The sequence below is a fragment of the Bradyrhizobium vignae genome (assembly GCF_004114425.1).
GTDB lineage: Bacteria > Pseudomonadota > Alphaproteobacteria > Rhizobiales > Xanthobacteraceae > Bradyrhizobium > Bradyrhizobium vignae.
In genome coordinates this window covers 92316-114130 of sequence record NZ_RDQF01000016.1, presented here as the reverse complement: position 1 = coordinate 114130, position 21815 = coordinate 92316, and the positions used below count along the sequence as shown (strand labels likewise).

Sequence of the window (21815 nt, the reverse complement as noted above, 5' to 3'; positions counted from 1 at the left end):
CGCAGATGTCGGTCAACATCCGCCGCGCGCGCGCCGGCGAAGCCGGGCTCGTTCTTGCTTTCATCCGCGAGCTCGCCGAGTACGAAAAGCTTTCGCACGAGGTCGAGGCGACCGAGGCTGACATCGCGGAGGCGCTGTTCGGCGAGAGGCCGCAGCTCTATTGCGCGATCGCCGAGTGGAACGGCGAGCCGGTCGGCTTCGCGGTGTGGTTTGCAAATTTCTCCACCTTCAGCGGCCGCCACGGCATCTATCTCGAAGATCTTTACGTGCGGCCGTCGCATCGGGGCAGGGGGCTCGGCAAGGCGCTGCTGGTCTATCTCGCGAGGGAGTGCGTCGAGAACGGCTGGTCGCGCCTGCAATGGGCGGTGCTGGACTGGAACGCACCGTCGATCGCGTTCTACAAATCGCTCGGTGCGGTCATGATGGACGACTGGACGCTGTGCCGCGTCACCGGGCCTGCGCTGACGCGGCTTGCCGGGAGCGCGCCCTGATGGAGATCGTCTTTGTCGTCGCCATCGCGGAGAACGGCGTCATCGGCGCGGGCAACGCCATTCCGTGGCGATTGAAATCCGACATGGCCCGCTTCAAGGCGCTCACGATCGGCAAGCCGGTGATCATGGGCCGCAAGACTTTCGAATCCCTGCGCCGGCCGCTGCCGGACCGCACCAACATCGTGATCACGCGCGATGCGGCCTATCGCGCCAGTGGCGCCATTGTTACGACGTCGGGAGCGGCTGCGGCTGCGGTTGCGCTCGGCGATGCCCTGCGGCGTTCGGTCACTGAGATCGCGGTGATCGGCGGCGCCGAGATCTACCGGCAATGGCTCGATCGCGCCGATCGCCTCGAAATCACCGAAGTGCATGCGCGGCCGGAAGGCGACACGCATTTCGACATCGACAAGGCTGATTGGGACGAGATTGAGCGCATCCGCCATCCTGCCGGCCCCGACGACAGCGCTGACTTCTCCTATGTGACATATCGTCGGCGCCCCCGCCATTAACCGCATTCGTCAATGTTTACATTGACTTTTTCGTGCCCAAGCATAGCTCGGAGGACGGCCCAGGCCGCGTTGTAAGGGACCTGCCTGTCCCCTATAAAGCCGGACCGGACAAAGCGGGCGGGGGCAATTCCACCCTGCCGAGGAGAGCGTCGAATGCCGTGGAAGAATCAGGGCGGTGGCCCATGGGGCTCGGGTCCAAAGGGACCATGGGGCTCAGGTCCGCAACCGGTCGGGCCGAGACCGCCGGATCTGGAGGATCTTCTGCGGCGCGGCCAGGACCGCCTCCAGCAGATCATGCCGGGTGGTTATTTCTCCGGCATCGGTATCACGCTGATCATCCTGCTGATCGTCGCATTCTGGCTGCTGTCGGGCTTCTTCCGCGTGCAGTCCGAAGAACTCGGCGTCGTGCTGCGCTTCGGCAAGCATGTCCGCACCGTGCAGCCCGGCCTGAACTATCATCTGCCTTATCCGATCGAGACAGTGCTGCTGCCCAAGGCGCTGCGCGTCAACACCATCTCCATCGGTATGACGCTGATCGAAGATCCGGCGCGTCGCGGCCGCTCCATACGTGACGTCCCGGAAGAGAGCCTGATGCTGACAGGCGACGAAAACATCGTCGACGTCGACTTCACGGTGCTCTGGCGCATCAAGCCGGACGGCGTCGGCGACTTCCTCTTCAACATCCAGAATCCCGAAGGCACCGTGAAAGCGGTCGCCGAGAGCGCGATGCGCGAGGTGATCGGCCGCTCGCAGATCCAGCCGATCCTGACCGGAGCACGCAACGTCACCGAGCAGGGGGTGCAGGAACTGATCCAGAGAACTCTGGACAGCTACGGAGCGGGCATTCAGATCACCCAGGTGCAGATGCAGAAGGTCGATCCGCCCGCCCAAGTGATCGATGCCTTCCGCGACGTGCAGGCGGCGCGCGCCAATCAGGAGCAGTTGCAGAACGAAGCGCAGACCTACGCCAACCAAGTGGTGCCGCAGGCGCGCGGACGCGCGGCCAAGATCCTGCAGGATGCCGAAGGCTACAAGGAGCAGGCGGTTGCCGAGGCCAAGGGCCAGAGCGCGCGCTTCCTGAAGATTTACGACGAATACAAGAAGGCGCCCGACGTGACCCGAGAACGGATTTATCTGGAGACGATGGAGCGCGTGCTCGGCGGCGCCGACAAGCTCGTCTATGACGGCGGCCCCTCAGGCCAAGGCGTCGTGCCCTATCTGCCGCTTCCCGAACTGGCGCCCAAGCGGACACCTATGACCGGTCCGCAGTCGAGCGGAGGCAGCCGATGAGGTCTCCGGTTACAGGTTTCGCCACGCTGCTCGGGCTGCTCCTGGTCCTGATCGTGGCCTACATGTCACTGTTCACGGTGCAGCAGACCGAGCAGACCATCGTGCTCCAGTTCGGCAGGCCCGTCGACGTCGTCACCGCTCCCGGCCTGCATTTCAAGGCACCGTGGAATTCGGTGATCAACATCGACAAGCGGATCCTCGACCTCGAGAACCCGTCGCAGGAAGCGATCGCGTCCGACCAGAAGCGGCTCGTGGTCGACGCCTTCGCGCGCTATCGCATCAAGGACGCGCTGCGCTTCTATCAGAGCGTCGGCTCGATCCAGGCCGCCAACATCCAGCTCACCACGCTCCTCAACGCGGCGCTGCGCCGCGTGCTCGGCGAGGTCACCTTCATCAACGTGGTTCGCGACGACCGCGAGAAGCTGATGCTGCGCATCCGCGACCAGCTCGACCACGAGGCCGACGGCTATGGCATTCAGGTGGTCGACGTCCGGATCCGCCGCGCCGACCTGCCGGAGCAGAACAGCCAGGCGGTCTACCAGCGCATGAAGACCGAGCGCGAGCGCGAGGCGGCCGAGTTCCGTGCACAGGGTGGACAGAAGGCTCAGGAGATCAAGTCCAAGGCCGACCGTGAGGCGACAGTCATCATCGCGGAAGCCAATTCGCAGGCCGAGCAGACCCGCGGCGCGGGCGATGCCGAGCGCAACCGCCTGTTTGCGGAAGCCTACGGCAAGGACGCCGACTTCTTCGCCTTTTACCGGTCGATGACGGCCTACGAGAACGGGCTGCGTGCGAGCGACACCCGCTTCCTGCTGCGGCCGGAATCGGATTTCTTCCGGTACTTCGGTCACCCGTCCGGCAAGACGGCAACCGAGACGCCGGCTAAGCCGTAAGCTAGACAAGGGCGGCGGATCTCGCCGCGCTTTGCCCGGACAAGAACAGCATAACGGGAGGTTCCATTCCGATGAGGTCCATTGCGTTCGCCGACTTCCTCATCGGCCTAGGCATCCTGTTCGTGCTGGAAGGCTTGATGTTCGCGGCCAGTCCCAACTGGATGCGCAAAGCCATGAAGAGCGCCATCGCCACGCCGGACAACATCCTGCGGGCGGTCGGGATCGGCTCGGCCGTGGCCGGCCTGGTCCTGATCTGGGTTATGCGGCGCCCAATTTAGCTATCAAGCCAACGCCAAAGTGAAGGCGCCGGACTGGTTTTCGCCCTATTATCGGGCTCTTGAAGCCCGTTAAGCTCCGCGCTTGCGCCGTGCCCCCGTTCGAGCGCAGTCTGGCGCCGAATCCCTTTGTCTGGAGATCACAATGACCGCTGCCACCACTGCCCCGTCCCACTCGCGCCGTCGCGTGCGACTTGGTGTGCGAATTGGGCTGGCCGCGCTCGCCGTCGGTGCTTTCAGCGCGTTCGGCACGCCAGCCTATGCGCGCGGACCGGATGGCATCGCCGACGTCGCCGAGAAGGTGATCGACGCGGTCGTCAACATCTCGACCTCGCAGACGGTCGACGCCAAGGGCGGCGGCAGCAACACCATGCCGCAATTGCCGCCCGGCTCGCCGTTCGAGGAGTTCTTCGACGACTTCTTCAAGAACCGTCGGGGCCCCGGTGGTGGCAGCAAGGGCGGTGACAACAACCCGCCGCGCAAAACCAACTCGCTCGGAAGCGGCTTCATCATCGACGCATCGGGCGTCGTCGTCACCAACAACCACGTCATTGCGGACGCCGATGAGATCCACGTCATCCTCAACGACGGCACCAAGATCAAGGCCGAGCTGGTCGGGGTCGACAAGAAGACCGATCTCGCCGTGCTCAAGATCAAGCCGCCGAAGCCGCTGGTCGCGGTGAAGTTCGGCGACTCCGACAAGCTGCGCCTCGGCGACTGGGTGATCGCGATCGGCAATCCCTTCAGCCTCGGGGGCACGGTGACCGCCGGCATCGTCTCGGCCAAGAACCGCGACATCTCCTCAGGGCCATATGACAGCTACATCCAGACCGACGCCTCCATCAACCGCGGCAATTCCGGCGGCCCGCTGTTCAACCTCGACGGCGACGTCATTGGCGTCAACACGCTGATCATTTCCCCCTCCGGCGGTTCCATCGGCATCGGCTTCGCCGTGCCGTCGAAGACGGTGGTGGGCGTCGTCGACCAGCTCCGCCAGTTCGGCGAGCTGCGCCGTGGCTGGCTTGGCGTGCGCATCCAGAGCGTCACCGACGAGATCGCCGAGAGTCTCAACATCAAGCCGGCGCGCGGTGCGCTGGTCGCCGGCGTCGACGATAAGGGCCCGGCCAAGCCCGCCGGCATCGAGCCCGGCGATGTGGTCGTCAAGTTCGACGGCAAGGACGTCAAGGACCCGAAGGACCTGTCCCGCGTCGTCGCGGACACCGCGGTCGGCAAGGAGGTCGATGTCGTCATCATCCGCAAAGGTCAGGAAGAGACCAAGAAGGTCACGCTGGGCCGCCTCCAGGATCCCGAAAAGGTGCAGGCTGCGGTGAAGACCGACGAGCCGGCGCCGGAGAAGCCCGTGACGCAGAAGGCGCTCGGCCTTGATCTCGCAACGCTGAACAAGGATCTGCGCACGCGCTACAAGATCAAGGACAGCGTCAAAGGCGTGGTGGTCACCAGCGTCGACGCCAATTCGGACGCGGCCGAGAAGCGCCTGTCCGCCGGCGATGTCATCGTCGAGGTGGCGCAGGAGGCAGTGTCGAGCGGGGCCGACATTCAGAAGCGGGTCGATCAGCTCAAGAAGGACGGCAAGAAATCGGTGCTGCTGCTGGTCTCCAACGCCGACGGCGAGCTGCGGTTTGTCGCGCTGAGCGTGCAGTAGTCGCAGTACGGTCTCGTACAGGGTGGGCAAAGCAAAGCGTGCCCACCACCTTTCCAACATCGCGGCAAGAGTGGTGGGCACGGCGCAAGCGCGCCTTTGCCCATCCTACGGCTGCTGAGCCAGCAACAAGGGCTGACGACGGCGAGGCTACCCCTCCACGAACTCGTCGCGCCGATACCCCTGCGCATAGAGCAGCGCGGTGAGATCGCCATGATCGATCCGCGCGCCCGCGGCAGCGGCCACCGCAGGCTTGGCGTGATAGGCGACGCCGAGCCCCGCCGCCTGGATCATCCCGAGATCATTGGCACCGTCGCCGACCACGACCGAGTCGATGTCGTCGAGATCGAACGACTCCATCAGGTCCACCAGCGTCGCAAGCTTTGCGGCGCGGCCGAGGATCGGCTCCTTCACCTCGCCGGTGAACTTGCCGTCGCGCACGACGAGCTCGTTGGCGCGGTTCTCCTGAAAGCCGAGCTTGGCGGCGATCGCGGTCGTGAATAGCGTGAAACCGCCCGAGACGAGGCAGGTGTAGGCGCCATGGGCGCGCATGGTCGCGACCAGTGTCCTACCACCCGGCGTCAGCGTGATGCGCTTGGCCAGCACCTCGTCGACCGCGCTGGCCGGCAGGTCCTTGAGCAGCGCGACGCGCTCGCGCAGCGCTGGCTCGAACTCGATCTCGCCGCGCATCGCACGCTCGGTGATGCCTGCGACATGCGCCTTCACCCCGACGAAATCGGCGAGCTCGTCGATACACTCCTGGCCGATCATGGTGGAATCCATGTCGGCGAGAAAAAGCTTCTTGCGCCGGAAGCCGACTGGCTGCACGACGATGTCGATGGGCAGGTCGCCGCGGAGCTCGCGCAACCGCTGCTCGATGGCGTGGCGGTCGCCTTCGAGGTTACTGTCGACGCCGAAGGGAATGTCGACCGCAACCCCGTCGAACAGCCAGTGCGCGGGAGCTGCCTGAGGCAGCACGGCGCGGGCGCCGTCGACGATGGTCGAGTCGAGCGCGGGATTGTCAGGGTTGCAGATCAGCGTGGCAACGAGGGACATTTGAGGTTTTCGTGAGCGAGGGGCATTCAGGCAAGGCCGTGCTTATCGCAGGCCCGACCGCCAGCGGCAAGTCGGCGCTGGCGCTCGAGCTTGCGCTCGCCACCGATGGCGTCGTCATCAATGCCGATTCCATGCAGGTCTACCGCGACCTGCGCATCATCACGGCGCGGCCGACAGCGGCGGATGAGGCGCTCGTGCCGCATCGCCTTTATGGCCATGTCGATGCCGCCGTGAACTTCTCGGCTGGTGCCTGGGTAAGCGACGCGGCGAAGGCGCTCGATGGAGCAAGGGCTCAGGGGCGTCTGCCGATCTTCATCGGCGGGACCGGGCTCTATTTCAAGGCGTTGACGGCCGGTCTCTCCGTGGTGCCGCCGATCCCTGCCGAGGTGCGCGACGATGTACGCGCGCGGTTGGAACGGAACGGCGTCGAGGCGCTGCACGCGGAACTCGCGCGCCGCGATCCGCCCGCGGCCGAGCGGTTGAACCTGCGCGACCGCACCCGGATTGCGCGCGCGCTTGAGGTGATCGAGGCAACCGGGCGTTCGCTGCTCGACTGGCAGCAGGAGGGGCAGCCACCGCTGCTGCCGAAAGACAGTTTTCGCGCGGTGTTTCTCGCCCCCGAACGCGACGAGCTGTATGCCCGCATCGATGCCCGCTTCGATGCTATGCTGGGTGCCGGTGCGCTCAGGGAAGTCGAGCGGCTCGCCGCCCGACACCTCGATCCGCTGCTGCCGGCGATGAAGGCCCATGGGGTGCCGGCCTTGATCCGGCATCTGCGCGGCGGGCTGAGCCTGGAGGAGGCCGCTGGGATCGGCCGGGCCGATACCCGCCATTATGCCAAGCGCCAGTTCACCTGGTTCCGGCACCAATTGCCGGAATTCGAGTGGGTGAGGCCGAATGAGGCGAGGGGGTGGCTGGCGACGATGGTGAGCGCGACTGAGGACCCTGGCTGACACGCGTTTGTGCCCGGGTTCCCGAATTTACCTCTCGCCGAACTCCGGGAACACCGCTACACTCCAGAAATCGCGCAGGAACGGCCGCATTGCCTTGACATCCAGGGTTTGGCCGCTATGTTTCGCGCAACCTTTGGGAAGCCGAGCGCCTGCCATGCGTAACATTATTACCAAACTCCTTATCGCCGTCGTACCCAGGCACACCGCCGGGGGTGGCTAGCTGCCATCCACAAGACAGGCGGTGTGCGTGGGCCCTCTTCGGGGCCTTTTTTATTTCCCGAACCCGACACGAATGAAGCCGCTGGCAACAGCGCATCCGGAGCAAGCCAATGAGCGACAAGAGCCACGATCCGAACCAGATGACCGGCGCCGCAATGATCGTCCGTGCGCTCATCGATCACGGCGTGACCGACATTTTCGGTTATCCCGGCGGCGCGGTGCTTCCGATCTATGACGAGATCTTTCAGCAGAGCCACATCCAGCACATCCTGGTCCGCCATGAGCAGGGCGCGGGCCATGCCGCCGAGGGCTATGCGCGTTCCACCGGCAAGCCCGGCGTTGCGCTGGTGACCTCCGGTCCCGGCGCCACCAACATGGTGACGCCGCTCACCGACGCGCTGATGGACTCGATCCCGCTGGTCTGCATCTCCGGCCAGGTGCCGACGCATCTGATCGGCAACGACGCGTTCCAGGAATGCGACACCGTCGGCATCACGCGGCCCTGCACCAAGCACAACTGGCTGGTGCGCGACGTCAATGATCTCGCCAAGGTGCTGCATGAGGCCTTCTATGTCGCAACCTCCGGCCGTCCGGGCCCGGTTCTGGTCGACGTTCCCAAGGACGTGCAGTTCGCGACCGGCACCTATCACCCGCCGCGCAAGTCCGATGTGCACCGCTCTTACGCGCCGCGCCTGAAGGGCGATGCGACGCAGATCCGTAAAGCCGTGGCGCTGCTGGCCAGTGCCAAGCGTCCTGTGATCTACAGCGGCGGTGGCGTGATCAATTCCGGCCCCGAGGCGACCAAGCTCTTGCGCGAGCTGGTCGAGGTTACCGGTTTTCCGATCACTTCGACGCTGATGGGTCTGGGCGCCTATCCGGCATCGGGCAAGAACTGGCTCGGCATGCTCGGCATGCACGGCACTTACGAAGCCAACATGACCATGCATGATTGCGACGTCATGCTGTGCGTCGGCGCGCGCTTCGACGACCGCATCACCGGCCGTGTCGATGCGTTCTCGCCGGGCTCGAAGAAGATCCACATCGACATCGACCCGTCCTCGATCAACAAGAACATCCGGGTCGACGTGCCGATCATCGGCGATTGCGGCAATATCCTCGGCGACATCCTCCAGGTGTTCAAGGCCGAGGCGAAGAAGCCCGACATCAAGTCGTGGTGGCAGCAGATCGCGCAATGGCGCGCCCGCAACTCGCTCTATTACAAGAAGAGCAACGACGTCATCCTGCCGCAGCACGCGATCCAGAGCCTGTTCGAACAGACGCGCGGCAAGGATACCTACATCACGACCGAGGTCGGCCAGCATCAGATGTGGGCGGCGCAGTTCTACGGCTTCGAGGAGCCGCATCGCTGGATGACCTCGGGCGGTCTCGGCACCATGGGCTACGGCCTGCCGGCTGCGGTCGGCGTGCAGGTCGCGCATCCGGACAGCCTCGTCATCGACATCGCGGGCGACGCCTCGGTGCAGATGACCATGCAGGAGATGTCGACGGCGGTTCAGTATGAGCTGCCGATCAAGATCTTCATCCTCAACAACCAGTACATGGGGATGGTGCGTCAGTGGCAGCAGCTGCTGCATGGCAACCGCCTGTCGCATTCCTACTCCGAAGCGCTGCCCGACTTCGTCAAGCTCGCGGAAGCCTATGGCGCCGTCGGCCTCCAGGTGCACAAGCCGGCCGATCTCGATGGCGCCATCAAGGAGATGATCTCGGTCAAGCGTCCGGTGCTGTTCGACTGCCGCGTCGCCGCGCTCGAAAACTGCTTCCCGATGATCCCCTCGGGCAAGGCGCATAACGAGATGCTGCTGCCGGAGCAGGCAAATGACGAGGCCACGGCCAAGGCGTTCGCCGGCGGCAAGGCGCTGGTGTGAGCGCGATGGTCACAAACTCCGCTGTCATCGCCCGGCTTGACCGGGCGATCCAGCACGCCGCGACAGATTTGGGGGCCTCGACGCTGGTGGTTACTGGATGCCCCTTCGCCTTCACGGGACATGACGACGAAGAATAGAGGGGACGACAATGAACCAGCCCGCATCCGCCTATTTCATCGAGGACCGTCACGATCCCAACGAGACACATACGCTCGCTGTGCTCGTGCAGAACGAGCCGGGCGTGCTCGCGCGCGTCATCGGCCTGTTCTCGGGCCGCGGCTACAACATCGAGAGCCTCACGGTCTCGGAGACCGAGGCTCAGAAGCATCTGTCGCGCATCACCATCGTCACCACGGGCACGCCGATGGTGATCGAGCAGATCAAGCACCAGCTCGACCGCATGATCCCGGTGTACCGCGTCGTCGACATGACCCTGACCAAGCGCTCGATCGAGCGCGAGCTGGCGATGGTGAAGGTGCGCGGCCAGGGCGAGCATCGGGTCGAGGCGCTCAGGCTGGCGGACGCGTTCCGCGCCCGGGTGATCGACGCCACCACCGAGAGCTTTGTGTTCGAGATCACAGGCAATACGGACAAGATCAACCAGTTTATCGACTTGATGCGCCCGCTCGGCCTTGTCGAAGTGTCGCGCACCGGTGTTGCCGCGATCGGCCGCGGGCCTGAAGGGATGTGAACCATGCTGGCGCGCGACTGGTACTATAACGAGCGGAATCGGATGGGGATCGAGCCCGCCGTGGCCTCGATCTACGACAATCATGACGATGCCGATCTGCGGGCGCGCGCCGCGCTGAAAATGCTCGGGGTCCAGCGCAGCTGGCGCATCGCCGATATCGGCTGCGGCAACGGCGTGCTGGCGACCGAAGCCGCGCTGATGGGCGCCGAGGTCGACGCCATCGACATATCGCCCGCGATGCTGGCGCTCGCTGAGATCTACGCGCGCGACCGCAAGGCGCCGGTTCGCACCCAGTCCGCAGGCCTGCTCAGCTTCGCCTACTGTCCGGAGTCCTACGACCTGATCGTCAGCGAGTTCACGCTGCACCATCTGCCCGATTTCTGGAAGGCGGTGGCGATGTCGCGGATCTATCGCGCCCTGAAGCCGGGTGCGAGCTTCTATCTTCGCGACATCGTCTATACCGCGATGCCCGACGCGGTCGAACGCGACGTCGAGCAATGGGCCGATTTCCAGATCAAGAATCACGATTTCGCGCGGGAGAGCGTGGTGACGCATATGCGCGACGAATATTCCACCTTCGGCTGGGTGATGGAGCGGATGCTGACCGACGTCGGCTTCGTGCTGGTCTCGGCCGACTACCACGCCCCCATGCATGGCACGTATCTGCTGCGGAAACCGAAAGCCGGCGAGCAAGGCTAGACCAGAACAATAGACAGGGCTGCACGGCAAGCAGAACCGGAAACAACAATGAAGCCGGCCGACATCCTCATCGCCGTCATGGTGGCGATCATCTGGGGGTTTGCGTTCGTGGCGAGCCGGATCGCGCTCGACGAGCTTTCGCCGGAGCTGATGACGGCATTGCGCTTTACGATCGCCGCGGTGCCGTGCCTGTTCATTCCCAAGCCGAAGGTCGCCTGGTCGCGGCTGATCGCGATCAGCTTCACGCTGTTCCTCGGCCAGTTCCTGTCTCAGGCCTACGGCATCGCTCACGGCGTGCCGGTGGGACTGACCAGCGTCGTCGTGCAGAGCCAGGCGCTGTTCACGATCGGCTTCGCAGCGCTCGCGTTCGGCGAGCGGCCGACGCCGGTGCAGACGCTGGGCATCGTCATTGCAGCGGCGGGCCTGCTGATGATCTGCGGCACAGTCGGCTATGATTTCAGCGTCGCGGCCTTCGCGGTGCTGATGATATCGCCGCTCAGCTTTGCCGTCGGCAATCTCCTGCTGCGCGGCGCGCGCGGCGTGCCGATGTTCGATCTGTTCGCGTGGCTGTGCCTCGCTTCGGCGGTGCCGCTGTTCGTGCTGGCACTGATCGCCAACGGGCCGGCGCCGACCTGGACTTCGCTGACGCACATATCGCTGACATCGATTCTCTGCATGCTGATGCTCGGCGGTATCTCCACCTGCATCGCCTATTGGCTGTGGGGCCGCCTGCTGCGTGACTATCCGGCCGCGCAAGTGGTGCCGTTCGCGCTGCTGGTGCCGTTCGTCGGCTCGGCTGCCTCCAGCATCGTATTCGGCGAGCGGTTCGGACCGTTGCGGCTCGCCGGCATGCTGACCGTGATCGGTGGTATCGCCGTGATGGTGCTGGCGAAGCGCCCGCAAGTCCTGCCGAAGACCGCGTGAGGTGAACATGGCCTTCTCGCTATTCTATGCGTTCCTGGCCTTCATGGTGGTGATGTACTTCACGCCCGGGCCGAACAACATCATGCTGCTGTCCTCCGGTCTGACCTATGGCTTCCGCCGCACCATTCCGCACATCGTCGGTATCGTCATCGGCTTTGCCTTCATGGTCGCGACCGTCGGTCTCGGGCTCGGCACCGTGTTCGTGGCCTATCCGATCCTCCAGACCGTCCTGAAATATGCCGGCGCCGCTTACCTGATCTACCTGGCCGCCGTGATCGCGATGTCCGGTCCGGCCAAGTCGGGCGAGGAGAAGGCCCGTGGCCCGATGACCTTCTGGGGCGCGGCCATGTTCCAGTGGATCAATGCCAAGGGCTGGGTGATCGTGATCGGTACCATCACCGCCTATGCTGCGATCGCCCAATTCCCGCTCAATATCGCTATCCAGACCGTAATCAGCCTCGTCGTCGGCACGGTCTCGACCGTGGTCTGGGCGTTGTTCGGCACCGCGTTGCGGCCGATCCTGACCTCTGAGCGGCTGGTCCGCGCCTTCAATATCCTGATGGCTATCCTGCTGCTCGCTTCCCTCTACCCCGTTTTCATGGATGCATGATGTCGCGGATTTCCATGCAGAAACGGGTTTCCCTCGGGGCTGAAAATGCTCTAGACAGCCCCCGAAATCCGCAAATTTCACCCTTCGGACACTGACCATTGGCCGATTTTTGGCCCTGAACGAGGAAACGACTATGCGTGTTTATTACGATCGCGACGCCGACCTGAACCTGATCAAGGGCAAGAAGGTCGCCATCGTCGGCTATGGCAGCCAGGGCCACGCCCATGCGCTCAACCTGAAGGATTCCGGCGTCAAGGAAGTCGCCATTGCGCTGCGCAAGGGCTCGGCCTCGGCCAAGAAGGCGGAAGCTGCCGGCTTTAAGGTGCTGGAAGTTGCGGAAGCTGCCAAATGGGCCGACCTCGTGATGATGCTGACCCCGGACGAGCTTCAGGGCGACATCTATCGCGAGCACCTGCAGGACAACATGAAGAAGGGCGCTGCCCTCGTGTTCGCGCACGGCCTCAACGTCCACTTCAACCTGCTCGATCCTCGCGCCGACCTCGACGTGCTGATGATCGCGCCGAAGGGCCCCGGCCACACCGTGCGCTCGGAGTATCAGCGCGGCGGCGGCGTACCCTGCCTGATCGCGATCGCCAAGGACGTCTCGGGCAACGCCCATGACCTCGGCCTGTCCTACGCCTCCGCGATCGGCGGCGGCCGTGCCGGCATCATCGAGACCACCTTCAAGGAAGAGTGCGAGACCGACCTGTTCGGCGAGCAGGTCGTGCTCTGCGGCGGCCTGGTCGAGCTGATCAAGGGTGGCTACGAGACCCTGGTCGAAGCCGGCTACGCTCCGGAGATGGCCTATTTCGAGTGCCTGCACGAAGTGAAGCTGATCGTCGACCTGATCTATGAAGGCGGCATCGCCAACATGAACTACTCGATCTCCAACACCGCCGAGTACGGCGAGTATGTCACCGGTCCGCGCATCATCACCGAAGAGACCAAGAAGGAGATGAAGCGGGTTCTCAACGACATCCAGTCCGGCAAATTCTCGCGCGACTGGATGCTCGAGAACAAGGTCAACCAGACCTCGTTCAAGGCGACCCGCGCCAAGCTCGCCGCGCACCCGATCGAGGAAGTTGGCGCAAAGCTGCGCGACATGATGCCCTGGATCAAGAAGGGCGCGCTGGTCGACAAGAGCAAGAACTAAAGCATGATCCGGAAAAGTGCGAAGCGGTTTTCCGGAAAGATCATGCGTGAACAACAAGCTAAAGCGCGATGACGATTCATCCAAATCTCATCGCGCTTTAAGTCACCGTTCCTCGGACGCAGCGCATCACGCAAGTGGTGCGCTGCCGAGCCGGGCCCATTGCGGCTTCCGGGTCCCGGCTCTGCGCTCTGCTTCGCTGCGCTTGTCCGGGACACGAGCGAAGACACGAGCATCGCGCGTCGAACCAAATCTTAAGCCTTCGCGATTAGTGTTGGCTCACAAAGAGCGTTCGCTCTTTCATTTCCCGCGCCAAGTATTGCTGCTTCATTCAAATTCTTCGCGAGCTGAAGTACAGCCTTAACGCGAAGAACTGACGCTTAAACCACTTTCTTGACCTCGCGTCGGTTCTCGGATTCTCGTCGCTGCTACTGCAGCACCAAAACGCCTGCCTCTTCAGAGGCAAGCATTCGGCTCTTCATCTACAGTCTCATCACGCGTATCGCGAACCACGATTGCGTCCTGGCACCTTTCTCCGACATGATCGCCGGAACTGGAGGGCGGGGGACCATGCGATCTGTGTCATCACCGGTGCGTCCACAGGCATCGGCTGGGCCGTCGCGAAGTTTCTGATCGGGCGCATCATCGCCAAGCGGCTCGGGCTGCTGGCGCAGTAAGGCGGCCGTTCAGCCCGCCGCGACGGTTTGCCCGCGCGGGCGGCGGCCCATCGCGAGCGTGCGCAAGGCCATCTCCGCCGGGCCTTGGTCTACGGCTTTCGTTCGCCGGCCGCTAACATTAAGCCAAGGTCGGATCGCGCCGCACGTTGCCTGTCCGCGACAGTTCCACTACAGTTTTATGAAACGGTGCAGCCGGCTGCCCCGGACGCCCTGGCCGTTTTCAGGCCGGCCAGACGGCTTGGCATCACTGCGCCGGACCAGAGTTGCGTGTCGTCGATGGCGTCCGCGCCCAATCCAGGTCCTTCTGCCGCGACCACCGTGCTGGCGAGCGTCGCCGCGCTCGGCATCTGGCGGCTGCTCGCCGTTGCCGCGCCGCATCTGGCGGCGCTCGCGCTGATGTACGAGACTGAGACGGATTTCGGCTCGCGCCTGTCCTTCGCGCTGGCCTGGGGCATCCTCAACTTCTTCTGGATCACCCTCCTGCGCCGGCCGGCGCTGTCGGGGGCGCTGTCGCTGACCCTGGTTGTGGTGCTGGTGCTGCTGTCGCGGCTCAAGCACGACGTCGTGCAGATGACGGCCAACTTCATCGACCTGATGATGATCGATCGCGACACCGTCGCGTTCCTGTTCACGATCTTCCCGAATTTGCGCTGGTCGGTGATATCAGCCGGTCTCGTCACGCTGCCGCTGATGTATGCGCTGTGGTGGCTCGACCCGTTCCGCATCCGCCGCCTGCCGGCACTCGCTTGCAAGCTTGCCTGTCTTGCCGCCCTGGTCGCCTATTCGCTCTCTCACCCGGAGGAGGCCTGGCGCGGCTACTACGATGACGGCTATCTCTCGAAATTCTTCCGCTCCGCCGTCACCGCCGTCTCCGACTTCGCGCAGTACGGCTTCATGGAATCGGCTGCCTCGACCGACGAGCGGCTCAACATGCCGCTGGTCGATTCCTGCCATCCCGCCGGCCGGCGGCCGAACATCATCATGATCCATGATGAGTCGAGCTTCGACATCCGCGCCGCGCAGGGCGTCAAGGTGCCCCAGGGCTATGGCGGCCACTTCAAATCCTGGGACGGCAGGCAGCGCACGTTCCTCGCCGAGAGCAATGGCGGGCCGAGCTGGTTCACCGAATACAATGTGCTCGCGGGACTCTCCTCGCGCTCGTTCGGCCGCTTCGCCTATTTCGTGACGCGCATCGCCTCGAACCGGGTCGAGCGCGGCCTGCCGCTGGCGCTACGCCGTTGCGGCTATGATACGCTGTCGCTCTATCCCGCCCATGGCGGCTTCATGGGCGCGCGTAGCTTCCAGATGACGACCGGCATCGAGCGTTTCCTCGACTCCAAGGATCTCGGCGCCAAGGATGTGGAGCCCGACAGCTTCTTCTACGACAAGGCGCTTCAGCTGATGGGGCAGCAGCCGCCGAACAAGCCGCTGTTCACCTTCATCTATCTCGGTGCCAATCATTTTCCCTGGGAGACCCGTTTCCGTCCCGACCTGCTGCCGAACTGGCGCGCGCCGGGCAATGCGCCGTCCATCGACGAATATCTGCGTCGTCAGGCCATGAGCGCCGAGCAATACAAGGCATTCGTCGCGGGCCTGAAGAAGAGCTTTCCGGGTGAGCCCTTCCTGATCGTGCGCTATGGCGATCACCAGCCCGAGTTTGCGCCGCACCTGCTCGAGCCCGGGCTCGATGAGGGGGCGATCGGCAAGAAGCTCGATGTCTACGATCCGCGCCTCTACGCGACCTATTACGCCATCGACGCCGTCAACTTCGAGCCGGTCAGAAGCGCGGCCGTGATGGACACGATCGACGGCCCCTATCTGCCGCTGGTGATCCAGGAAGCTGCCGGCATCCCGCTCGATCCGTCCTTCGCCGAGCAGAAGGAGATCATGCTCCGCTGCAAGGGCATCTTCTACGGCTGCAAGGATGGCGCCGAGGCGCGTCGGCTCAATCGGCTGCTGATCGACGCCGGGATGATCAGAGGGCTTTAGCGGCACGATGTCCTTCGAGCATCATCGCCGCCCCGGGTCCGGCCGGGCGCGATCCGTTGCACTGCGACATCGTCATCTCTCGCGCCTGCACGCCGACTTCGAACTAAAGTCTGAGGCAAAAATGCCCGCAATCACAGACTTGTAACTGGCAGGGCGCTTCGCTTCCAAAACTTCGTCACGATTGCTTCCATCATCCGACACGCCGCCAAATGGTCTTTCCGGCGGTGCGAAGCCCATCCCTGATCCACCCTTCCTTGCAGGAGTGTCGTCCATGCGAGCGCTTGATGCTGCGCGTCTTGCATTTGCCCTCGTGCTGCTGAGTCCGGCTGCCCATGCGGCCGAAGCTGCGCACGACATCAAGGGGCTTTATCTCATGACCGACTATCCGGCGGTCACGGTACGGCCGGGGACCACGACCAACATCTCCCTGCGTCTGCAGAACTATGGTCTCGCGCCGCAGCGCTACCAGCTTTCGGTGGCGGGCGTGCCGAGCGGCTGGACCGCGACGCTACTCGGCGGCGGTCAGCCGGTCGGCGCCGCGATGCCGGCCCCCGACGGCAGTGTCGCGCTGCAGCTCAGGCTCGACGTGCCCGCAGGCAACGATCTCGCCCCGCATACGCTCACGGTCAAGGCCGAAGGGCAGGGCACAACGGCCGAACTCCCGGTTGCGGTCTCGCTCGCCAAGGAGCTGCCGGCCAAGCTCAGCGTGAAGTCCAGCCTGCCGTCGCTGCGCGGCAGCCCGAAATCCAATTTCGATTATACGCTCTCGATCAAGAATGATTCCGGCCGCAATCTCGTCGCCAGTTTTGCAGCAGAGGCTCCCGTCAATTTCGAGACATCGTTCACCGAGGCTTACGGCACCCAGGAGCTCTCGTCGATTCCGATCGATGCGGGTCAGTCCAAAGACATCAAGCTGAAGGTGCGCCCGCCCACGACGATCGACGCCGGTCACTTCCCGGTCAAGGTGACCGTGAAGGCGGAGGATGCCTCTGCCTCCACCGAGCTTGCGCTCGACATCGTCGGCCAGCCGCAGCTCCAGATCTCCGGCCGCGACGGTCTGTTGAGTGCGCGTGCGGTCGCCGGCAAGCAGAGCTCGATCCCGATCGTCGTGACCAATTCCGGCACTGCTCCGGCGGAGAATATCACGCTGGCCGGAACGGCGCCGAGTGGATGGAAGGTGACATTCGAGCCGGCGACCATCGAGCGGCTCGTGCCGGGCAAGGACGGTGAGGTGCAGGCGTTGATCACGCCCAGCGACAAGTCGCTGGCCGGTGATTACCAAGCCACGATCCGCGCCACATCGCGCGGCGAGAACGCCTCCGGCCAGTTCCGCATCACCGTCGGCACTTCGACCGTATGGGGCATGGCAGGTGCCGGCGTCATCGGTGTCGCGCTCCTGCTGATGTTGGGTGCAGTCGCGAGGTTCGGACGGCGATGAGGAATCAATCAACGGACAGCCGAGGGACGGCACCGGATCCCGTCATCGCCGCGCGCGGACTGACGCGGCGCTACGGCGCTACGGCCGTCGTCGACGGCATCGACTTCGACATCGCGCGCGGCGAGGTGTTCGGCCTGCTCGGCCCGAACGGCGCGGGCAAGACCACGACCATCCTGATGATGCTGGGATTAACCGAGATATCATCGGGCGAGGTCAGCGTGCTCGGCTTCAATCCAGCCCGCGAGCCGCTGAAGGTCAAGCAGCGCGTCGGCTATCTGCCCGATGCGGTCGGCTTCTACGATCATCTCACCGCCGCGGAAAACCTCGCCTATACGGCGAAACTGATGGGACTGGCGCGCGCTGAGCGCGCGCGGCGGATCGAGGCGGCGCTGGCGCGGGTGGGCCTCGCGGAAGTCGCCTCAAAGCGGGTCGCGACCTTCTCGCGTGGCATGCGGCAGCGGCTGGGTCTGGCCGAGATCATCGTGAAGCGGGCCGAGATCGCCATCCTGGACGAACCGACGTCGGGCCTCGACCCGCAGGCGACGCAGGAGTTCCTGGGATTGATCGGAGAATTGAAGGCCGAGGGCATCACGGTGCTGCTGTCGTCCCACATGCTCGACCAGGTGCAACGCATCTGCGACCGGGTCGCGCTGTTCCAGGGCGGACGCATCGTGTTGATGGGTGCGGTGCCGGAGCTCGCAGTCAAGGTGCTCGGTGCCGGCTTCGTCGTGGAAGTCGAGGCCGACGGACTCGGTATAGCCCGGCGGCTCGCAATGATCCCCGGTGTGACCCAGGTCGACACCCTGGGCGTCGATCGCTTCCGCATGACTGCCGAGCGCGACGTGCGGCCGGACGCGGCACGCGCCGTGGTCACGGTCGGTGGTGACTTGCGCAGATTGTCGATCGACGAGCCAAGTCTCGAGGCGATCTACGCGCGCCATTTCCAGATCAGGCCCAGGGGAGATGTTCGCCATGCGGCGTGAGGGTTCACCGTTCCGCGGGCTGTCCACCGTCTTCGTCAAGGAGCTCGCCGATCATCTCTCCAGCATCCGCATGCTGATGCTGGAGCTCCTGATCGTCTTCACGGCGCTCGCCGCGCTCTACGGGGCGATCAGCAGCCTCAGGCAGAACACGGCCGAAGATCCGTTCCTGCTGCTCCGCCTCTTCACCATCGACAAGGCGCCCCTGCCGTCCTTCGTCGCCATCCTCGGATTCCTCATCCCGCTGATGGCGATCGGCCTCGGCTTCGATGCCATCAACAGCGAGCACAACCGGCGGACGTTGTCGCGCATCCTGGCGCAGCCGATCTATCGCGATGCGCTGCTGATGGGAAAATTCCTCGCAGCCCTCGCCACCATCGGCATCAGCCTCGCTGCCTTGTGGTTGCTGGTGATCGGTCTCGGCCTGATCTTTCTCGGGGTGCCGCCCGGCGGCGAGGAGATCGCACGCTCGATGGTGTTCCTGGTCGTGGCGATCTTCTATGCCGGTGTCTGGCTCTCGCTGGCCATGCTGTTATCGATCGTGTTCCGCTCGCCGGCGACTGCGGCGCTGGTTTCGCTTGGCATCTGGCTGTTCCTGGCCGTGCTCTGGCCGATGCTGGCCCCGGCGCTCGCGCAGGCAATCGCTCCGGCCGATCCGCGCTACGCGCTGCTCGGGCTCAATGATCCGGCCACCGCGATCTGGACGCAGGAGCTGCTGCGGCTGTCGCCCAACGACCTGTTCGGAGAGGCGATGCTCGCCGTGCTCTCGCCGACCACGCGCACGCTCGGCCCGGTGTTCCTCGACCAGCTTCGCGGCGCCGTCATGGGATCACCGCTCCCATTCGGCGAGAGCGTCATGATCGCCTGGCCGCAAACGGTCGGCCTGATCGCGGGCACCATCGTGCTGTTCGCTTTCGGCTACGTGCTGTTCCAGCGCCAGGAGGTGCGGGCGTGAACCGATCGCGGTCAGCTAGACGAATTCTGCCCTAGCGTCGCGCGATCTGCTCCCACAGCCATCGGGCGACCGCATCGGGCGAGGAGTTCGCATCATTGCCGCTGGCGCGCAAGTTCGCCTCGCGCATGATGGCGATGTCGATCTTGCCGAGCAGCGGCTGCAGCGCAGCCTTGAGCCGTTCGTCGCCGGCGCGTTTCGGCGCCAGCAGCAGGATCGCGTCGTAGGGCGGAATCGCGTGGCGGGGATCGTCGAGCGTGACGAGGTCGTATTTCGCGATCAAACCGTCGCTGGTGTAGCCGGCGATGACGTCGACCTCGCCGCTGGCGACGGCCGCATACATGAAATCCGGCTGCATCTGGCGCTGGGCGCGGAACGGGAGTCCATAGGCCTTTTGCAGCGCCGCCCATTCGGGGCGGGAGAAGAATTCGTAGTCGCCGGCAATCGACAGTGTCGAGGCATGTCCGCTGAGGTCGGCAATGGTGCGGATGCCGAGCGCCTCGGCGCGCCGTCTCGGCATCACCAGCGCATAAGCGTTCTCGAAGCCGAGCTCACCGAGCAGCGTGATGTTGTCCTTCGCGAGCGCCGTCTTCAGCTCGGCGACCAGCTCGGCGCGCGGCTTGATGTCGGTGCGGTGGAGCTGGTTGGCCCAGAGCGTGCCGGAATAGTCGACATAGAGATCGATGTCGCCCGCCTTCAGCGCCTGGAAGATCACGCTCGAGCCGAGGCCCGACCGCGCGGTGGCCGAGAGGCCTGCCGCCTGGAGGCGGTCCCTCATCAGCGCCGACAGCACATATTGCTCGGCGAAGGTTTTTGCGCCGACCACATAGCCTGACGACGGGCGTCCCATGGTCGGCACCAGCGTTGCGGCGACCAGCGCCGCGATTCCGATCGCGCCGAGACCGCTGCGCAAGGGGCTGCGGTGGCGCAAGCCGTTCTCGATCAGGCCAAGCAACTGATCGACGGCGAGCGCGAGCAGCGCCGAGGCCAGGCAGCCGAACAGCACGAACACCCAGTTCTGGGTCTGGAGCCCGGCAAAGATGTAATTGCCGAGGCTGGTCTGCCCGATCGGCGTGGACAGCGTGGCTGTGCCGATCACCCACACAGCGGCGGTGCGGATGCCCGCCATCATCACCGGCAGCGCCAGCGGCAGCTCGACGATGAGCAGCGATTGCCGTGCCGTCATGCCGACACCCTTTGCGGCTTCGATTAGCGCGGGATCGATGCCGTTGAGGCCCGTGATGCCGTTGCGCAGGACCGGCAGCATCGAATAGAGCGCCAGCGCCAGCATCGCCGGCAGGAAGCCGAACGCGGAGAAGGAAACGCCGAACCAGGCCAGCGTGACGGAAGCAGCCAGCAGCAGCAGCGGATAGAACAGCGCAAGCAGCGCCAGCCCCGGTACCGTCTGCACGATGCTGGCGAACGCGAGCAGGATGCCGCGCGGCGCCGGACGGTTGCGGGTCAGGATCGCCAACGGCAGGCTGACGGCGAGGCCAAGTGCGAGCGCGGCGAGGCTTACCCGCACATGGTTGCCGAGATAATCGGGCAGATGCCCCAGCGCCTCGCCCCAACGCGGATCGGTGAAGAGGCTCATGCCGCACCGCTCTGCGGCAGCAGCACATTCAGCCGCCCGACCTGGCGCCGCGGCGTGCTCAACAGCTCCAGCACGTAGTCGTCGCTGCTGCTCGAGAGCTCCGCGGGCGTACCCTGCGCGAGCAATCGTCCGCCGCGCATCACTGCGATGCGGTCGGCGAGCAGGATCGCCTCGGTCATGTCATGCGTGATCATCACGGTGGTCAGGCCGAGCTTGCGGTGTAGCGCGCGATAGTCCTCGCCTAGCGCATCGCGGGTGAGGGGATCGAGTGCGCCAAACGGCTCGTCCATCAGCACGATGCGGGGCTTTGCGGCGAGCGCCCGCGCCACGCCGACACGCTGGCGCTGGCCGCCGGAGAGTGCCTCTGGCAGACGGTCGCGATGCGATGCGCCGTCGAGCTGCACGAGCTCCAGCAGTTCGTCGATGCGCCCCGCGATCGCCACTGCCGGCTCGCCCAGCAGCTTTGGCGTGATCCCGATATTGTCGGCGACGCTTAAGTGAGGAAACAGCCCGCCGCTCTGGAAGACGTAGCCGATCCGGCGCCGCAGCGCGACCGGATCGACGCTCCGCACGTCTTCCCCCTCAACCATGACCGTGCCGCCATCGGCCTCGATCAGCCGGTTGGTGAGCCGCAGCAGCGTGGTCTTGCCTGAGCCGGACCCGCCCACGATGGCCAGAAACTCGCCCTCGGCAATGTCGAGCGACACATCGTCGACGGCTGCGAGGAAGCCGAATCTCTTGGTGACCTCTTGGTAGCTGATCGCCAGCTTGGAAGGCATCGCGGATGGGCTCGCTTTTCTCTTACCCTGCCCCTCCAGGGGAGGGTAAGAGCACGGCAAGTCCCCATGCGTAGCACGCTTGGCGCCTTGATTGAACTTG

General features: G+C 64.6%; 20 protein-coding genes. 17 read left to right on the top strand and 3 right to left on the bottom strand.

The window, feature by feature from the left end; all coding sequences use genetic code 11:
- Window positions 1-5 precede the first annotated feature (5 nt).
- The 6 genes from EAV90_RS16345 to EAV90_RS16320 all read left to right on the top strand — a co-directional run bounded on the left by EAV90_RS16345 (window position 6) and on the right by EAV90_RS16320 (window position 5121).
- Entirely contained in the window at window positions 6-491 is a 486-nt protein-coding gene (locus EAV90_RS16345) for a GNAT family N-acetyltransferase (RefSeq protein ID WP_129144002.1), read from the top strand.
- On the top strand, window positions 491-1000 hold the full coding sequence (locus EAV90_RS16340; RefSeq protein WP_129144001.1) for a dihydrofolate reductase: 510 nt from the start codon (window positions 491-493) through the stop codon (window positions 998-1000). The genes EAV90_RS16345 and EAV90_RS16340 overlap by 1 nt, the downstream gene beginning before the upstream one ends.
- Before the next feature lie 153 nt (window positions 1001-1153).
- Entirely contained in the window at window positions 1154-2290 is a 1137-nt protein-coding gene (gene hflK / locus EAV90_RS16335; RefSeq protein ID WP_129144000.1) for an FtsH protease activity modulator HflK, read from the top strand.
- Complete coding sequence (gene hflC, locus EAV90_RS16330; protein ID WP_122402033.1) at window positions 2287-3183, top strand: protease modulator HflC; 897 nt, start codon at window positions 2287-2289, stop codon at window positions 3181-3183. Before hflK ends, hflC begins: the two co-directional genes overlap by 4 nt.
- 71 nt (window positions 3184-3254) lie before the next feature.
- Window positions 3255-3461 (top strand): DUF2065 domain-containing protein, encoded by a 207-nt coding sequence (locus EAV90_RS16325; protein ID WP_025038031.1) that lies wholly within the window; start codon window positions 3255-3257, stop codon window positions 3459-3461.
- Window positions 3462-3603: 142 nt separating this feature from the next.
- Window positions 3604-5121 (top strand): Do family serine endopeptidase, encoded by a 1518-nt coding sequence (locus tag EAV90_RS16320; protein WP_129143999.1) that lies wholly within the window; start codon window positions 3604-3606, stop codon window positions 5119-5121.
- Between the two features lie 147 nt (window positions 5122-5268).
- Here the strand turns inward: EAV90_RS16320 and serB are convergent, their stop codons facing one another.
- On the bottom strand, window positions 5269-6174 hold the full coding sequence (gene serB, locus EAV90_RS16315) for a phosphoserine phosphatase SerB (protein ID WP_129143998.1): 906 nt from the start codon (window positions 6172-6174) through the stop codon (window positions 5269-5271).
- An 11-nt stretch (window positions 6175-6185) separates the two neighbouring features.
- On the opposite strand from serB, the gene miaA reads away from it, so the two are divergent.
- The 11 genes from miaA (at window position 6186) to EAV90_RS16260 (ending at window position 19345) form a co-directional block, all read left to right on the top strand.
- The gene (gene miaA, locus EAV90_RS16310) at window positions 6186-7127 is read left to right on the top strand and encodes a tRNA (adenosine(37)-N6)-dimethylallyltransferase MiaA (protein ID WP_129143997.1); all 942 of its coding nucleotides are present in this window, start codon (window positions 6186-6188) and stop codon (window positions 7125-7127) included.
- Between the two features lie 329 nt (window positions 7128-7456).
- Window positions 7457-9232 (top strand): acetolactate synthase 3 large subunit, encoded by a 1776-nt coding sequence (locus tag EAV90_RS16305; RefSeq protein WP_129143996.1) that lies wholly within the window; start codon window positions 7457-7459, stop codon window positions 9230-9232.
- 148 nt (window positions 9233-9380) lie between these two features.
- Window positions 9381-9923 carry an acetolactate synthase small subunit gene (ilvN, locus tag EAV90_RS16300; protein WP_061879307.1) on the top strand — a complete coding sequence of 181 codons (543 nt, stop codon included), beginning with the start codon at window positions 9381-9383 and terminating at the stop codon, window positions 9921-9923.
- A 3-nt stretch (window positions 9924-9926) separates the two neighbouring features.
- Window positions 9927-10622 carry a class I SAM-dependent methyltransferase gene (locus EAV90_RS16295; RefSeq protein WP_129143995.1) on the top strand — a complete coding sequence of 232 codons (696 nt, stop codon included), beginning with the start codon at window positions 9927-9929 and terminating at the stop codon, window positions 10620-10622.
- Between the two features lie 48 nt (window positions 10623-10670).
- Window positions 10671-11546: an EamA family transporter gene (locus EAV90_RS16290; RefSeq protein WP_129143994.1), complete on the top strand. Its 876-nt coding sequence runs from the start codon at window positions 10671-10673 to the stop codon at window positions 11544-11546.
- Between the two features lie 7 nt (window positions 11547-11553).
- Window positions 11554-12156, top strand: a complete 603-nt coding sequence (locus tag EAV90_RS16285; RefSeq protein WP_164936965.1) for a LysE family translocator — start codon at window positions 11554-11556, stop codon at window positions 12154-12156.
- Between the two features lie 133 nt (window positions 12157-12289).
- Complete coding sequence (ilvC, locus tag EAV90_RS16280; RefSeq protein WP_129143992.1) at window positions 12290-13309, top strand: ketol-acid reductoisomerase; 1020 nt, start codon at window positions 12290-12292, stop codon at window positions 13307-13309.
- Window positions 13310-14259: 950 nt separating this feature from the next.
- The gene (locus tag EAV90_RS16275) at window positions 14260-15972 is read left to right on the top strand and encodes a sulfatase-like hydrolase/transferase (RefSeq protein ID WP_162500178.1); all 1713 of its coding nucleotides are present in this window, start codon (window positions 14260-14262) and stop codon (window positions 15970-15972) included.
- Window positions 15973-16243: 271 nt separating this feature from the next.
- Window positions 16244-17410 carry a COG1470 family protein gene (locus EAV90_RS16270; RefSeq protein WP_129143991.1) on the top strand — a complete coding sequence of 389 codons (1167 nt, stop codon included), beginning with the start codon at window positions 16244-16246 and terminating at the stop codon, window positions 17408-17410.
- A complete protein-coding gene (locus EAV90_RS16265; RefSeq protein WP_129143990.1) occupies window positions 17407-18393 on the top strand; it encodes an ABC transporter ATP-binding protein in 987 nt (328 codons plus the stop codon). Before EAV90_RS16270 ends, EAV90_RS16265 begins: the two co-directional genes overlap by 4 nt.
- Entirely contained in the window at window positions 18383-19345 is a 963-nt protein-coding gene (locus EAV90_RS16260; RefSeq protein ID WP_129143989.1) for an ABC transporter permease, read from the top strand. The genes EAV90_RS16265 and EAV90_RS16260 overlap by 11 nt, the downstream gene beginning before the upstream one ends.
- Window positions 19346-19376: 31 nt before the next feature.
- Here the strand turns inward: EAV90_RS16260 and EAV90_RS16255 are convergent, their stop codons facing one another.
- A complete protein-coding gene (locus EAV90_RS16255) occupies window positions 19377-20936 on the bottom strand; it encodes a glycine betaine ABC transporter substrate-binding protein (protein ID WP_129143988.1) in 1560 nt (519 codons plus the stop codon).
- Window positions 20933-21715, bottom strand: a complete 783-nt coding sequence (locus EAV90_RS16250; protein ID WP_129143987.1) for an ATP-binding cassette domain-containing protein — start codon at window positions 21713-21715, stop codon at window positions 20933-20935. Before EAV90_RS16250 ends, EAV90_RS16255 begins: the two co-directional genes overlap by 4 nt.
- Window positions 21716-21815 lie beyond the last annotated feature (100 nt).